Here is a 15,036-nt window from a genome sequence, read left to right on the forward strand (position 1 = left end):
GGCGGCGCGTGCCGCCGCGCAATGGATCAGATCAGGTGATTGTCGGGCAGGCGCTTCGCGATTTCGGCGACGAGCGCGTGCGCGAGCTCGTCCTTCGGCGCGCGCGGCAGGCGCGTGAGCCCGGCTGCCTCGAACAGCACGACTTCGTTGTCGTCGCGGCCGAACGTCAGCGGGCCGAGGTTGCCGACCAGCAGCGGCACGTTCTTGCGCTTGCGCTTTTCGTCGCCATGCACGTCGAGGTCGCCGCTTTCGGCGGCGAAACCGACGCAGAACGGCGGATCGGGCAGCGCCGCGACCGATGCGAGGATGTCGGGGTTCTCGACGAACGCGAGCGCCGGCATCTTGCGATCGGCCGTCTTCTTCATCTTGTGCTCGGCCGGCTGGTCGACGCGCCAGTCGGCGACCGCGGCCACCGCGATGAAGATGTCCGCGTCGGATACCGCGTGCATGACCGCGTCGTACATCTGCTGCGCGGTCTGCACGTCCTGGCGCGTCACGCCCCACGGCGTGTCGAGCGCGACCGGCCCCGCGACGAGATGCACGTCGGCACCGGCCTGCTGCGCGGCGCGCGCGAGCGCGAAGCCCATCTTGCCGCTCGAGCGGTTCGTGAGGCCGCGCACCGGGTCGAGCGGCTCGAACGTCGGGCCGGCCGTGATCAGCACGCGACGGTGCGCGAGCACCTTTGGTGCGAAGTGCGCGACGATGGCTTCATAGATCGCCTCGGGTTCGAGCATGCGGCCGTCGCCGACTTCGCCGCAGGCCTGCGCGCCCGAATCGGGGCCGAGCACCGACACGCCGTCGGTGCGCAGTTGCGCGGCATTGCGTTGCGTGGCCGGGTTCTGCCACATCTGGCGGTTCATCGCGGGCACGACGAGCAGCGGACAGTCGCGCGCGACGCACAGCGTCGACAGCAGGTCGTCCGCGAATCCGTGCGCGAGCTTCGCGAGGAAATCCGTCGACGCGGGCGCGATCACGATCGCGTCGGCTTCGCGCGACAGGTCGATGTGCGCCATGTTGTTGTCGATGCGCGCGTCCCACTGGCTCGTGTAGACAGGCCGGCCGGACAGCGCCTGCATCGTGACGGGCGTGATGAACTGCGCGGCGGCTTCGGTCATCACGACCTGCACGGTCGCGCCTGCCTTCGTCAGCAGCCGGGTGAGCTCGGCGATCTTGTAGCAGGCGATGCCGCCCGTCAGGCCGAGAACGAGGTGTTTTCCAGCGAGTTCTGCGTGTGCCAACTCAGGCCTCCAAGGGTCAAACGGAACGGCCGGCGCGAAGCCGGCCGTCGACACCGAGTATGCGCGCTCAGCGCGAGCCGCGCACCCGACGCAGTTCGTCGTAGACCAGCAGCACCGCGCCGATCGTGATCGCGGAATCGGCGAGGTTGAACGCCGGGAAGTGCCAGCCGCCGACGTGGAAATCGAGAAAGTCGATCACGTGGCCGTAGACCAGCCGGTCGATCACGTTGCCGAGCGCGCCGCCGAGGATCAGCGCGAGCGACAGGCTGAACAGCCGCTGCTGGCCATGGCGGCGCAGCAGGAAGCAGATCACGAGCGTCGCGCCGATGCCGAGCGCGGTGAACGCCCAGCGCTGCCAGCCGCTCGCGGTCGACAGGAAGCCGAACGCGGCGCCGCGGTTGTACACCAGCACGAGGCTGAAGAACGACGTCAGCGCATGCTGCGCGCCGTACGCGAACGTTTTCAGGATCGCGATTTTCGACAGCTGGTCGAACAGGATCACGATCAGCGAAATGCCGAGCCAGGGCGCGAGCGCGCCGCTGGCCGGTTTCGACAGGGTTTTTGCCATAGTTAAGCCGCGCTCCGGATTTCGCCGTTTTCAAACAGGTTCGAGAAGCAGCGTCCGCACAGCGTCGGGTGGTCGGCGTGCGCGCCGACGTCCTCGCGGTAGTGCCAGCAGCGTTCGCACTTCTGGTACTTCGACGCCGCGACGTCGACGCTTTCCTGCGCTTCGTCGTCGACCTTCACGACTGTCGCCGCCGACGTGATCAGCACGAACTTCAGGTCGTCGCCGAGGCTCGTCAGCGCATCGTAGCGCGCGCCGCTCGCATGCACGGCCACTTCGGCCTGCAGCGACGAACCGATGCGGTTCGCGGTGCGTGCTTCCTCGAGCGCCTTCGTCACGTTGCCGCGCACGTCGCGCAGCAGCGCCCACTTCTCGATCAGTGCGGCCGAGCCGGCCACTTCCGGATACGCGTAGTAGGTTTCCGTGAACACGGTGTCGCTGGCCGGCTGGAACACCTTCCACGCTTCTTCCGCGGTGAACGACAGGAACGGTGCGAGCACGCGCAGCAGCCCGTGCGTCAGGTGGTACAGCGCGGTCTGCGCGGAGCGGCGCGCGCGCGAATCGGCCGCGCTGGTGTACAGGCGGTCCTTCAGCACGTCGAGGTAGAAGCCGCCGAGATCTTCCGAGCAGTACGTCTGCAGCTTCGCGACGACCGGGTGGAACTCGTACTTCTCGTAGTGGCCGAGCAATTCCGTCTGCAGTTGCGCGGAGAACGCGACGGCATAACGGTCGATCTCGAGCCATTCGTCGACCGGCACCGCGTGCTGCGCGAAGTCGAAGTCCGACAGGTTCGCGAGCAGGAAGCGCAGCGTGTTGCGGATGCGGCGATAGCCTTCCGTCACACGCTTCAGGATTTCCTCGGAGATGGCGAGCTCGCCCGAATAGTCGGTCGACGCGATCCACAGGCGGATGATTTCCGCGCCGAGGCGGTTCGCGACTTCATGCGGGTCGACACCGTTGCCGAGCGACTTGCTCATCTTGCGGCCTTCGCCGTCGACCGTGAAGCCGTGCGTGAGCAGGCCCTTGTACGGCGCGCGGCCGTCGATCATCGACGCGGTCAGCAGCGACGAGTGGAACCAGCCGCGGTGCTGGTCGGAGCCTTCGAGGTACAGGTCCGCCGGGAACTGCAGCTGATCCTTGTGCGAGCCGCGCAGCACGTGCCAGTGCGTCGTGCCCGAGTCGAACCACACGTCGAGCGTGTCGCGGTTCTTTTCGTACATATTTGCGTCGTCGCCGATCAGCTCGCGCGGATCGAGCGACTGCCACGCCTCGATGCCCGCCTGCTCGACGCGCTTGGCGACTTCCTCGAGCAGCTCGAGCGTGCGCGGGTGCAGCTCGCCGGTTTCCTTGTGCACGAAGAACGCCATCGGCACGCCCCATTGGCGCTGGCGCGACAGCGTCCAGTCGGGACGGTTCGCGATCATGCTGAACAGGCGCTGCTTGCCCCACGACGGGTAGAACGCGGTCGCGTCGACGCCTTCGAGCGCCGCTTCGCGCAGCGTCTTGCTGCCGTCGCGCGGCGTCACGTCCATGCCGGCGAACCATTGCGACGTCGCGCGGTAGATGATCGGCGTCTTGTGGCGCCAGCAGTGCATGTAGCTGTGCGTGTACTTCTCGCTGCGCAGCAGCGAGCCGGCCGCGTTCAGCGCGTCGACGATCTTCGGGTTCGCGTCCCAGATCGACAGGCCGCCGAACAGCGGCAGCGATTCGATGTAGCGGCCGTCGCCCATCACCGGGTTGATGAAGTCCGAATCGGTCATCCCGTGCGCCTTGCACGAGATGAAGTCTTCGATGCCGTAGGCGGGCGACGAGTGCACGACGCCGGTACCCGTGTCGGTCGTCACGTAGTCGCCGAGGTAGACGGGCGCGGTGCGCTTGTAGCCGGGGTGGGCCGACGCGAGCGGGTGGTGGAAGCGCAGGTTCGCGAGCTTCACGCCGGGCGCGGTCGCGACGACGCGGCCGGTCAGCTTGAAGTCGGCCATGCAGGCGGCGACGCGTTCTTCCGCGATGATCAGCAGCCCGCGCTCGGTGTCGACCAGCGCGTAGACGATTTCCGGATGGAGGTTCAGCGCCTGGTTGGCCGGGATCGTCCACGGCGTGGTGGTCCAGATCACGATGCCGCCCTCGGCGCGCGGCAGCGCCGGCAGGCCGAACGCCTGGGCGGTCTTTTCCGGCTCGGCGAACGCGAACATCACGTCGATCGTCGGGTCGGTGCGGTCCTTGTACTCGACTTCCGCCTCGGCGAGCGCCGAGCCGCAGTCGAAGCACCAGTTCACCGGCTTCAGCCCGCGGTACACGTAGCCCTTCTCGATGATCTTGCCGAGCGCGCGGATCTCTTCCGCCTCGTTGACGAAGTTCATCGTCTTGTACGGATTCGCCCAGTCGCCGAGCACGCCGAGGCGCTTGAAGCCGACCTTCTGCTTCTCGATCTGCTCGGTCGCGTACGCGCGCGCCTTGCTCATCACTTCGGCCGCCGGCAGCGACTTGCCGAACTGCTTCTCGATCTGGATCTCGATCGGCATCCCGTGGCAATCCCAGCCCGGCACGTACGGTGCGTCGAAGCCGGCCATGTTGCGCGACTTGACGACGATGTCCTTCAGGATCTTGTTGACCGCGTGCCCGAGGTGGATGTCGCCGTTCGCATACGGGGGGCCGTCGTGCAGGATGAACTTCGGGCGGCCCTTGCTGGCCGCGCGGATCTTTTCGTAGATGCCGCGCTCTTCCCATTCCTTGACCCACTGCGGCTCGCGCTTGGGCAGGTCGCCGCGCATCGGGAACGGCGTGTCGAGCAGGTTGACCGGATACTTGGCCTGCGGTTTCGAATCGGCTTTCTTGTTGCTCATGATGGGATCGCTATCTAAATCGAGGGACGCTCGTGCGTCGTGAATCGGGGATGCGCGCGGGTGGGCGGCGCGAGGGCGCGGCGCGTGGCGCCGCTGGCCGGATCAGCTAATTCGGTCGGTCGCCGACGTCGAGAAGCCGGTCGCGCGGCTGCCCGGCGCGCGGGCGCGCTCGACGAAGTACGCGCGCGCATTCGCGACGTCCAGTGCGATCGCGCGCGACAGCGCCTCGAGATCGTCGAACTTCGCCTCGTCGCGCAGCTTCTTCAGGAATTCGACGCGGATCAGCTTGCCGTACGCATCGCCGTGCCAGTCGAGCAGGTGGACTTCGAGCAGCACGCGGCCGGAATCGTCGACGGTCGGGCGCAGCCCGAGGCTCGCGACGCCCGGCAGCGGGGCGGGGCCCAGGCCGTGCACCTGCACGACGAAGATGCCCGCGAGCGCCGGCCGCTTGTGCGCGATCGGCAGGTTCAGGGTCGGGAAGCCGAGGTCGCGGCCGAGCTTCAGCCCGTGCGCGACGTGGCCGCTGATCGCATAGCCGTGGCCGAGCGCCTGCGCGGCCGCGTCGAGATCGCCCGCGGCGAGCGCGGCGCGCACGCCGGAGCTGGAGATGCGCGTGCCGTCGCTGCCGGAGACCGTGCCCATCTGCTCGACTTCGAAACCGTACTGTTCGCCGGCCGCCTTCAGCGTGTCGAAGGTGCCCGCGCGCTTCGCGCCGTAGCAGAAATCGTCGCCGACCATCATCCAGCGCGTGTGCAGCCCGCCGACCAGCGTGCGTTCGACGAACGCCTGCGGCGACTGGCTCGCGAACGTGTGGTTGAAGTGCTCGACGACGACGCGGTCGACCCCGTGGTCGCGCAGCGCTTCCAGCTTGTCGCGCAGCATCGCGATGCGCGGCGGCGCGCCGGCCGGATTGAAGAATTCGCGCGGATGCGGCTCGAAGGTCATCACGCACACGGGCAGGCCGCGCGCGTCCGCTGCCGCGCGCACGCGCGCGAGCAGGGCCTGGTGGCCGCGATGGACACCGTCGAAGTTGCCGATCGTCAGCGCGCACGGCGCGCGGCTCTCGGCGTTGGGCAGGCCGCGGAAGACTTTCACGATAGCGGATGCAGCGTCGGGGGAATGGGCGGTGGGATGCCGCAAAGCAGAAGATTATAAACGTTCGGGCGGCCCGGCGGCCGAGAAGGGGGGAAACGCGGGGGCGAATGGTAAAATTCGCGGATGAAAAAACTCGTGATCCTGATTTCCGGTCGCGGCAGCAACATGGAGGCCATCGTCCGCGCGTGCGCGCAGGAACGCTGGCCGGCCCAGGTCGCCGCCGTGATCGCCAACCGGCCCGACGCGGCCGGCCTGGTTTTTGCCGCGTCGCACGGGGTGGCGACCGCGGTGGTCGACCACCGGTCGTTCGACGGCCGTGACAGCTTCGACGCGGCGCTCGCCGCCGAAATCGACCGTTTCGCGCCCGATCTCGTCGTGCTCGCCGGCTTCATGCGCATCCTGACGCCCGATTTCGTCAGACGATATGAAGGCCGGCTGCTGAACATCCATCCGTCGCTGCTGCCGAGCTTCAAGGGCATCCACACGCACCAGCAGGCGCTGGATGCCGGCGTCGCGCTGCATGGCGCGAGCGTGCATTTCGTGATTCCCGAGCTCGACAGCGGCGCAATCGTCGCGCAGGGCGCGGTGCCCGTGCGTGCGGGCGACGACGCGGCCGCGCTCGCGCGGCGCGTGCTGACGGTCGAGCACGTGCTGTATCCGCGTGCGGTGCGCTGGTTCGTCGAGGGGCGCCTGCGCCTCGAGAACGGCCGGGCAGTGGTGGCGCCGGAAGAGGCGCGCTGGATTTTCGCGGATCAACCGCATACCGAAACGAGCGAGGGCGTATGAAGCTGCACGGATTCCTGATTGGCCAGACCGAGACCTTGCTGGCGGAGGTGCTGAAGTTCACCGGCCCCGCCGACGCGACGACGAGCCGGTTCTTCCGCGCGCACCCGAAGCTCGGCCACGCCGAGCGCGGCGTGATCGCCGAGGCGGTGTTCGCGGTGCTGCGCCGGAAGATGGAGTTTTCTCACCTTGCCGAGAGCGGCACGGGCAGCCCCGCACGGCGCCTCACGCTGCTGGGCCTGATGCAGACGCTCGGCCGCAATGCGCTGAAGCCGTTCGTGTCCGACACCGAGGCCGCGTGGCTCGAGCACGTGTCGAAGATCGATCCGGCGAGCCTGCCGGTGCGCGTGCGCACGAACCTGCCGGACTGGATCTACCAGGCGCTGTCGGCCCGTTTCGACGCCGACGAACTCGCGCAGCTCGCCGCCGCGCTGAACTACCCGGCGCCGCTCGACCTGCGTGCCAACGCGCAGAAGGCGACGCGCGACCAGGTGATCGACGCGCTGCGCGCGAACGGCATCGACGCGGGCGAGACGCCGTTCGCGCCGCAGGGCGTGCGCGTCGTCGGCAAGCCGGCGCTCACGCGCCTGCAACTGTTCCAGGAAGGGCAGATCGAGGTGCAGGATGAGGGTAGCCAGCTGCTGTGCTCGCTGGTCGCGCCGCGCCGCGGCGAGATGATCGTCGATTTCTGCGCGGGCGCCGGCGGCAAGACGCTCGCGCTCGGCGCGATGATGCGCTCGACCGGGCGCCTTTACGCGTTCGACGTGTCGGAAAAGCGCCTGACCAAGCTCAAGCCGCGCCTCGCGCGCAGCGGGCTGTCGAACGTGAACCCGGTACTGATCGACAGCGAGCACGATGCGAAGATCAAGCGGCTCGCCGGCAAGATCGACCGCGTGCTGGTCGACGCGCCGTGCAGTGGCCTCGGCACGCTGCGCCGCAATCCCGACCTGAAGTGGCGCCAGACGCGCACGTCGATCGAGGAGCTCGCGCCGAAGCAGGCGTCGATCCTCGCGAGCGCCGCGCGTCTCGTGAAGAAGGGCGGCCGGCTCGTGTACGCGACCTGCAGCGTGCTCCACGCGGAGAACGAAGCGATCGTCGAGCAGTTCCTGGCCGATCATCCGGAGTTCGTGCTGGTGCCCGCGCAGCAGGTGCTGGCCGACCAGCGCATCGAGATCGAGACCGGCGACTACCTGTCGCTGTGGCCGCACCGCCACGCGACCGACGGCTTCTTCGCCGCGGTGCTCGAACGGCGCGCGCAGTAACGGCGGCGCGGACGGACGATGGAGAGTCTGCAAAGCCGCCTGCTGTCGCGCCGGCTGGCCTCGGTGATTCGCGATTTCCACCAGCCGGTGATGATCTGGCAGGCGGCGATCCTCGTCGGCGCACTGTGTTTCGCATGGCTGGCCGCGCGCTTCGTGCACGGCCGGATCGATGCGCGCCGCAGGGCGGCCGGACGCGCGCCCGGTGCGGGCGCCGATAGCCTGAAACGTGCGCTGTTCCCGTTGTTCGGCGGCATTTTCGTCGGCGTCGCGCAGCTCGCGTTCGACCCGTTCATGTCGACGTCGCTGCTGTCGCTCGCGCTCGTGCCGCTGTTCGGCATCGGGCTGATCTACGTGCTGTTCTTCTTCGCGCGGCGCGTGTTTGCGCGCGACGGCCACACGCATGCGTGGCTGTCGATCGTCGAGAAGATCGTATCGACCGTCGTGTGGGCCGCGATGGTGCTGACCGTGCTCGGCATCCAGCGCGACGTGCTCGGCTGGCTCGACAGCGTGCAGTTCCGCGTGGCCAATGCGCATCTCACGCTGCTGTCGGTGATCTCCGGCGCGCTGTGGGTGTGCGTGACGCTGATGGTCGCGATGTGGCTGGGCTCGGTGCTCGAGGATCGCCTCGCGCGCGCGAGCACGCTCGACGCGAACCTGAAGGTCGTGCTGTCGCGGGTCGGCCGCGCGCTGCTCGTGTTCGCGGCGATCCTGATCGGGCTGTCGCTCGTCGGCATCGACGTGACGGTGCTCGGCGTGTTCGGCGGCGCGTTGGGCGTCGGCCTCGGCTTCGGCTTGCAGAAGGTCGCCAGCAATTACGTGTCGGGCTTCATCATCCTGCTCGATCGCTCGCTGCGGCTCGGGGACGCGATCAGCGTCGGCGGCCTGCAGGGCGTCGTCACGCAGATCCGCACGCGCTATACGGTCGTGCGCGGCCTCGACGGCAACGAGACGCTGATCCCGAACGAGAAGCTGATCACGGACGTCGTGCAGAACCAGTCGTCGTACCTGACGCGCGGCTACGCGAAGGTCGCCGTGCAGGTCGCCTATACGAACGACGTCGAGCAGGCGTTGTCGGTGCTGGCGGAAGCCGCGAAGGGCGTGCCGCGCGTGCTCGCGGAGCCGGCGCCGGCTCCGTACCTGGTCGGCTTCGGCGCGGACGGGATCGATCTGGAGCTTGGTTTCTGGATCGAGGATGCGGCGAAGGGCACGTCGGGCGTGCGTTCGGCCGTGAACCGCAACATCTGGCGGCTGTTCGGCGAGCACGGGATCTCGATCCCGTTCCCGCAGCGCGAAGTGCGCGTGGTCGGCCTGCCCGACGGTCTTGCGGCGACAGGCGTGGTAGCGCAGGGTGTGCCCGTGGCCGGTGTCGGCCCGGTGGACGGGCAGGCGTCGGCGGCCTAAGGCGCGGCACGCCGGCCAGAATCGGTAAATTCGACGGCCAGAATGGGATCGCGAGGCTTTCCGGGTCCGGAGATGGACTGTCCGCGTTGCGTCAAGACAAGAAAATATTCATTTTTTACAAAGACTTGGAACGGTTGAAGTAAAATTCCGGTCTACACGCGGTATGCTTTCATTTTTATGACGTCGGCCCGCGTCGGCGTCGCTCTCACCACAGGTAACTGCCTTGTTGAATTCCCTGCTCGATTTTCTTTCCCACGGGCTCCTGCGTTTTTCGTGGTGGCAGGTCGCGCTGTTCGCGCTCGCCGTCACGCACGTCACGATCATCGGCGTGACGGTCTACCTGCATCGCTGCCAGGCGCACCGCGCGCTGGAGCTGCATCCGATCGCGAGCCACTTCTTCCGCATGTGGCTGTGGATGACGACCGGCATGCTGACGGGCCAGTGGGCCGCGATCCATCGCAAGCACCACGCGAAGTGTGAAACCGAGGAAGATCCGCACAGCCCGCAGACGCGCGGGATCTGGAAGGTGTTCCTCGAGGGCGCCGAGCTGTATCGCGCGGAAGCGAAGAACGAAGAAACGATGCGCAAGTTCAGCCACGGCACGCCGAACGACTGGATCGAGCGCAATCTGTACTCGAAGTACCCGATCCTCGGCGTGAGCCTGATGATGGTGCTCGACGTCGCGCTGTTCGGCGTGCTCGGCCTGACCGTGTGGGCCGTGCAGATGGTCTGGATTCCGTTCTGGGCCGCCGGTGTCGTGAACGGCTTCGGCCACTTCTGGGGCTACCGCAACTTCAACTCGGCCGATGCGAGCACGAACCTGTTCCCGTGGGGCATCGTGATCGGCGGCGAAGAGCTGCACAACAACCACCACACGTTCGCGACGTCGGCGAAGCTGTCGAACAAGTGGTACGAGTTCGACATCGGCTGGATGTACATCCGCATCATGTCGGCATTCGGTCTCGCGAAGGTGAAGAAGGTCGCACCGACGCCGCGCCTGAACAAGCCGAAGACGGTGCTCGACCAGGAAACGCTGCAGGCCGTGTTGTCGAACCGCTACGAAGTGATGGCGCGCTACGGCAAGGCCGTCAAGCGTGCATACCGCCAGGAGCTCGCGCACCTGAAGGAGCTCGGTGCGAGCGACAAGTACCAGCTGATGCGCAGCGCGCGCAAGTGGTTCCACAAGGACGCCGACGGCCTCGACGAGCCGCAGAAGAAGCTGCTGCCGGAAATCTTCGCGAACAGCCAGAAGCTGCAGACGTACTTCCAGCTGCGCCAGGATCTGGCCGCGATCTGGGATCGTTCGACCGCATCGCGCGAACAGCTGCTCGCGCAATTGCAGGATTGGTGCCATCGCGCGGAACAAAGCGGCATCAAGGCGCTGCAGGAATTCGCGACACGTCTGCGTCGCTACGCCTGATTCGAAATCGATTAGAATCTAAGGACGTCACAAACCCCGCGTTGGCGGGGTTTTTTCATTTGGGCCGCCGGTTTTTGATGGCCGATCGGCAGGGTGGATTGGTATGAGGCTTGGGGCAGTGGATTCGATGCCCCGGGCGTGCGCAGAGGATGGGATCGGAGTGAGCGTCAAACCGCTCACTCCGGTCGACCGCGAAGCATGGGACCAGAGTAAGTGCTAAAGCACTAACTCTGGTCGACAGGAGATATGGAGATGCAATCGACGATCAAACCCGTCGAGTACGACCGGCCCGTCGCGGCAGGGACCGTGTGCGGCGTGGGACAAGCATGGGCCAAGGTGCCCGACGCGCCGTCCCCCGAGGAGCGCGCTGCACTGAAGGCGCGCATCAAGGCGCTGCTCGCACGTGAAAAGGCCGTGCTCGTCGCCCACTACTACGTGGACGCCGAGCTGCAGGAACTGGCCGACGAAACAGGCGGCTGCGTCGCCGATTCGCTCGAAATGGCCCGCTTCGGTCGTGACCACGACGCGCAGACGCTCGTCGTCGCCGGCGTGCGCTTCATGGGCGAAACCGCGAAGATCCTGAGCCCCGGCAAACGCGTGCTGATGCCCGATCTCGATGCGACCTGCTCGCTCGATCTCGGCTGCCCGGCCGACGAATTCTCCGCGTTCTGCGATGCGCATCCCGATCGCACAGTCGTCGTCTACGCGAACACCAGTGCCGCCGTGAAGGCGCGCGCGGACTGGATGGTCACGTCGTCGATCGGCCTCGAGATCGTCGCCGACCTGCACGCGCGGGGCGAGAAGATCATCTGGGCACCCGATCGCCATCTCGGCAGCTACATCCAGAAGAAAACGGGCGCGGACATGCTGCTGTGGCAGGGTTCGTGCCTCGTCCACGACGAATTCAAGGGCATCGAGCTCGACCTGCTGCGCGCCGAATATCCGGACGCAAAGGTGCTTGTGCATCCCGAGTCGCCGGAAAACGTCGTCGCGCAGGCGGACGTCGTCGGCTCGACGACGCAACTGATCGATGCAGCCGTGAAGCTCGACGCGACGCATTTCATCGTCGCGACCGATCTCGGCATCCTTCACAAGATGCAGCTCGCGGCGCCCGGCAAGACCTTCATCGCCGCGCCGACGGCCGGCAACAGCGCGACCTGCAAGAGCTGCGCGCATTGCCCGTGGATGGCGATGAACGGCCTCGCGAACCTCGCCGACGTGCTCGAGCGCGGTCACAACGAGATCTTCGTCGATCCCGCGATCGGCGTGCGTGCGCGTCTGCCGATCGACCGGATGCTCGATTTCGCAGCGGCGCACAAGAGGCGCGTACAGGCGAGCGGCGATCTGCAGCGCGACCAGCAACTGTTCGCGAACGTGGGGGCTGCGTAATGACCGGCCCTCGCGCTCACATTCGTCCGCTGTCGACCGAAGTTGGCGCTTCGGCGCTCACTCTGGTCCCATGCACGGCGCCCTCCGACGGGGCGGCCGCGTTGCTTGAGGGCGGCGCGCCGGAAGGCGTCGTGTCGACCGCAGTCTCCCCGCTGTTCGAGGCGGTCCGCGCACAATACGGTGCGGCATTCGAGGAAGCGATCGCGCGCAACGTCGTCGATGCGATCGCCGAAGACGTCGGCACGGGCGACCAGACCGGGCGGCTCGTGCCGGCCGGCGAGCGGCGCCGTGCGCGCATCATCGTGCGCGAGGAAGCGGTGCTGTGCGGCGTGCCATGGTTCGAGGCCGTCATCGCGCGGATCGATCCGTCGATCGTCGTGCAGTGGCGCTATCGCGAAGGCGACCGGATGACGCCGGATTCGACCGTCTGCGAACTCGAAGGGCCGGCGCGCGCACTGTTGACGGCCGAGCGCAACGGGCTGAATTTCCTGCAACTGCTGTCGGGCGTCGCAAGCGCGACGCGTCGTTACGTCGATCGCGTCGAAGGCACGCGCGCGAAGATCCTCGATACGCGCAAGACGCTGCCGGGCCTGCGGCTCGCGCAGAAGTACGCGGTGCGGGTCGGCGGCGGCGAGAACCAGCGTCTCGCGCTGTACGACGGCATCCTGATCAAGGAAAACCACATCGCGGCAGCCGGCGGCGTCGGCGAAGCCCTCGATGCGGCGTTCGCGCTGGATTCGGGCGTGCCGGTGCAGGTCGAAGTCGAGACGCTCGCGCAGCTCGACACGGCGCTCGCGCATGGCGCGCAATCAGTGCTGCTCGACAACTTTACGCTCGACATGATGCGCGAAGCGGTGCGCGTCGCGGCCGGCAAGGCCGTGCTCGAAGTGTCAGGCGGCGTCAATTTCGATACGGTGCGCACGTTCGCGGAAACGGGCGTCGACCGCATCTCGATCGGTGCGCTGACGAAGGACGTGCGCGCGACCGACTATTCGATGCGGATCGTCGACTGACTGCGCGGCATGTCGTCTGACGAAAAAAGCCGTTGGCGTGCAAGCGCCAACGGCTTTTTTCTGTATGGTGGCCGCGCCGGGAGGGGCGTGCCGGTCAGCGGCGCGAGCGTGGCGTGAGCACGCTTGGCAGCGCCTTCGGCAGCGTGTGCGGCCAGTCTCGGCTGTAGTGCAGCCCGCGGCTTTCGCGGCGCGAGTATGCGCTCTTCACGATCAGCGTCGCGACGTCGACCAGATTGCGCAGTTCGAGCAGGTCGCGCGTCACGCGGAAATTCGCGTAGTACTCGTGGATCTCGTCGCGCAGCAGCGACAAGCGGTGCTTCGCGCGTTCGAGACGCTTGTCGGTACGCACGATGCCGACGTAGTTCCACATCAGCCGGCGCAGCTCGTCCCAGTTGTGCGCAACGACGACTTCCTCGTCCGCATCCGACACGCGGCTTTCGTCCCATGCGGGCAGCGTGGCCGGCGTTTCGGCGTCGAAGCCGGCCGCCTCGATCGCCTCGGCCGCGGCGCGGCCGATCACGAGGCATTCGAGCAGCGAATTGCTCGCGAGCCGGTTCGCGCCGTGCAGCCCCGTGTACGACGTTTCGCCGACCGCATACAGGCCCGCGAGATCGGTGCGCCCCGCGAGGTCGGTGACGACGCCGCCGCACGTGTAGTGCGCGGCCGGCACGACCGGAATCGGCTGCCGGGCGATGTCGATGCCGAATTCGAGGCAGCGCGCGTGGATCGTCGGGAAGTGTTCGCGCAGGAACGCTTCCGGTTGATGGCTGATGTCGAGATACACGCAGTCGATCCCGCGCTTCTTGATCTCGAAGTCGATCGCGCGCGCCACGATGTCGCGCGGCGCGAGTTCCGCGCGCGGATCGTGCGCGGGCATGAAGCGCGTGCCGTCCGGCAGCTTCAGCAAGCCGCCTTCGCCGCGCACGGCTTCCGAGATCAGGAACGATTTCGCATACGGATGGAACAGGCAGGTCGGGTGGAACTGGATGAATTCCATGTTCGACACGCGGCAGCCCGCGCGCCACGCCATCGCGATGCCGTCGCCGGTCGCGGTGTCGGGGTTGGTCGTGTACAGGTACACCTTGCCGGCGCCGCCGGTCGCGAGCACCGTGTGCGGCGCCTCGATCGTGATCGTGCGGTCGTTGTCGACGTCGAGCGCATACAGCCCGTGACAGCGGCGGCCGGGCAGGCCGAGCCGGTCCGACGTGATCAGGTCGATCGCATGGTGGTTTTCGAAGAACGTGATGTTCGGATGCTGGCGCGCGCGCTCGGACAGCGTCGCGAGCACTGCATGCCCGGTCGCGTCGGCCGCATGGATGATCCGGCGGTGGCTGTGGCCGCCTTCGCGCGTCAGATGGAAGCCGAGTTCGGCCGCATCGTCCTTCGTGAACGGCACGCCTTGCGAGATCAGCCATTCGATCGCTTCGCGGCCGTGCTCGACGATGTAGCGCGTCGCGCCTTCGTCGCACAGCCCGCCGCCAGCGACCAGCGTGTCGTCGACGTGGTTCTGGATGCTGTCCGCCGAGTCGAGGACGGCCGCGATGCCGCCTTGCGCGTTATCGCTCGCCCCCTCCATCATCGAACGTTTCGCGATCAGCGCGACACGTCGCGTGCTGGCCAGGTTGAGTGCGACCGACAGCCCTGCCAGGCCGCTGCCGACGATCGCCACGTCGAATTTCATGCTGCATCTCCATCGTTACGCTTTAGATCTTGTGCGTTCCGTCGGCCGTGGCCGCGGAAAGGGAAGAGCATACCGCGTCGGGCCCGCGCGCGCGCGCGCAAAACAAAAAGCCCCGCATGTGCGGGGCTTTTTGGTCGCCGTCAGGCTACAGAAACCGGAGATTACTTGATCTTGGTTTCTTTGTATTCCACATGCTTGCGGACGACGGGATCGAACTTCTTGATCGCCATCTTTTCCGGCATGTTGCGCTTGTTCTTCGTGGTCGTGTAGAAGTGACCCGTGCCAGCGGTCGACTCGAGCTTGATCTTGTCGCGTGCGCCTTTTGCCATGATTATGCTCCTTGGGC

General features: G+C 67.0%; 12 protein-coding genes. 6 read left to right on the top strand and 6 right to left on the bottom strand.

Annotation, left to right across the window (positions count from 1 at the left end; genetic code table 11):
• Positions 1–26 precede the first annotated feature (26 nt).
• The 4 genes from coaBC to ACVK00_RS14985 form a co-directional block, all read right to left on the bottom strand.
• Entirely contained in the window at positions 27–1,238 is a 1,212-nt protein-coding gene (gene coaBC, locus ACVK00_RS14970) for a bifunctional phosphopantothenoylcysteine decarboxylase/phosphopantothenate--cysteine ligase CoaBC (RefSeq protein WP_284897277.1), read from the bottom strand.
• Positions 1,239–1,305: 67 nt separating this feature from the next.
• Positions 1,306–1,806, bottom strand: coding sequence for a signal peptidase II (gene lspA / locus ACVK00_RS14975; protein ID WP_011657716.1), 501 nt, complete (start codon positions 1,804–1,806; stop codon positions 1,306–1,308).
• Positions 1,807–1,808: 2 nt separating this feature from the next.
• A complete protein-coding gene (gene ileS, locus ACVK00_RS14980; RefSeq protein ID WP_284897274.1) occupies positions 1,809–4,646 on the bottom strand; it encodes an isoleucine--tRNA ligase in 2,838 nt (945 codons plus the stop codon).
• 102 nt (positions 4,647–4,748) lie between these two features.
• On the bottom strand, positions 4,749–5,741 hold the full coding sequence (locus tag ACVK00_RS14985) for a bifunctional riboflavin kinase/FAD synthetase (protein ID WP_006750061.1): 993 nt from the start codon (positions 5,739–5,741) through the stop codon (positions 4,749–4,751).
• 123 nt (positions 5,742–5,864) lie between these two features.
• Between ACVK00_RS14985 and purN the strand changes: the two genes are divergently transcribed.
• From purN to nadC, 6 genes are all read left to right on the top strand, one after another.
• Positions 5,865–6,527 (top strand): phosphoribosylglycinamide formyltransferase, encoded by a 663-nt coding sequence (gene purN / locus ACVK00_RS14990; RefSeq protein ID WP_011657713.1) that lies wholly within the window; start codon positions 5,865–5,867, stop codon positions 6,525–6,527.
• Positions 6,524–7,786, top strand: coding sequence for an RsmB/NOP family class I SAM-dependent RNA methyltransferase (locus tag ACVK00_RS14995; protein ID WP_228905341.1), 1,263 nt, complete (start codon positions 6,524–6,526; stop codon positions 7,784–7,786). The genes purN and ACVK00_RS14995 overlap by 4 nt, the downstream gene beginning before the upstream one ends.
• Positions 7,787–7,804: 18 nt before the next feature.
• A complete protein-coding gene (locus ACVK00_RS15000; RefSeq protein ID WP_284897268.1) occupies positions 7,805–9,187 on the top strand; it encodes a mechanosensitive ion channel family protein in 1,383 nt (460 codons plus the stop codon).
• A gap of 223 nt (positions 9,188–9,410) precedes the next feature.
• Positions 9,411–10,607 (top strand): DesA family fatty acid desaturase, encoded by a 1,197-nt coding sequence (locus ACVK00_RS15005; RefSeq protein ID WP_105834862.1) that lies wholly within the window; start codon positions 9,411–9,413, stop codon positions 10,605–10,607.
• Between the two features lie 252 nt (positions 10,608–10,859).
• Positions 10,860–11,996, top strand: a complete 1,137-nt coding sequence (nadA, locus tag ACVK00_RS15010) for a quinolinate synthase NadA (RefSeq protein ID WP_354122851.1) — start codon at positions 10,860–10,862, stop codon at positions 11,994–11,996.
• Between the two features lie 131 nt (positions 11,997–12,127).
• On the top strand, positions 12,128–13,009 hold the full coding sequence (nadC, locus tag ACVK00_RS15015) for a carboxylating nicotinate-nucleotide diphosphorylase (protein ID WP_228905335.1): 882 nt from the start codon (positions 12,128–12,130) through the stop codon (positions 13,007–13,009).
• Positions 13,010–13,103: 94 nt separating this feature from the next.
• Here the strand turns inward: nadC and nadB are convergent, their stop codons facing one another.
• On the bottom strand, positions 13,104–14,690 hold the full coding sequence (gene nadB / locus ACVK00_RS15020; RefSeq protein WP_228905333.1) for an L-aspartate oxidase: 1,587 nt from the start codon (positions 14,688–14,690) through the stop codon (positions 13,104–13,106).
• A gap of 161 nt (positions 14,691–14,851) precedes the next feature.
• Positions 14,852–15,019 carry a 50S ribosomal protein L33 gene (gene rpmG, locus ACVK00_RS15025; protein ID WP_006478046.1) on the bottom strand — a complete coding sequence of 56 codons (168 nt, stop codon included), beginning with the start codon at positions 15,017–15,019 and terminating at the stop codon, positions 14,852–14,854.
• Positions 15,020–15,036: the final 17 nt, after the last annotated feature.

Source organism: Burkholderia sp. PvR073 (genome assembly GCF_054055695.1).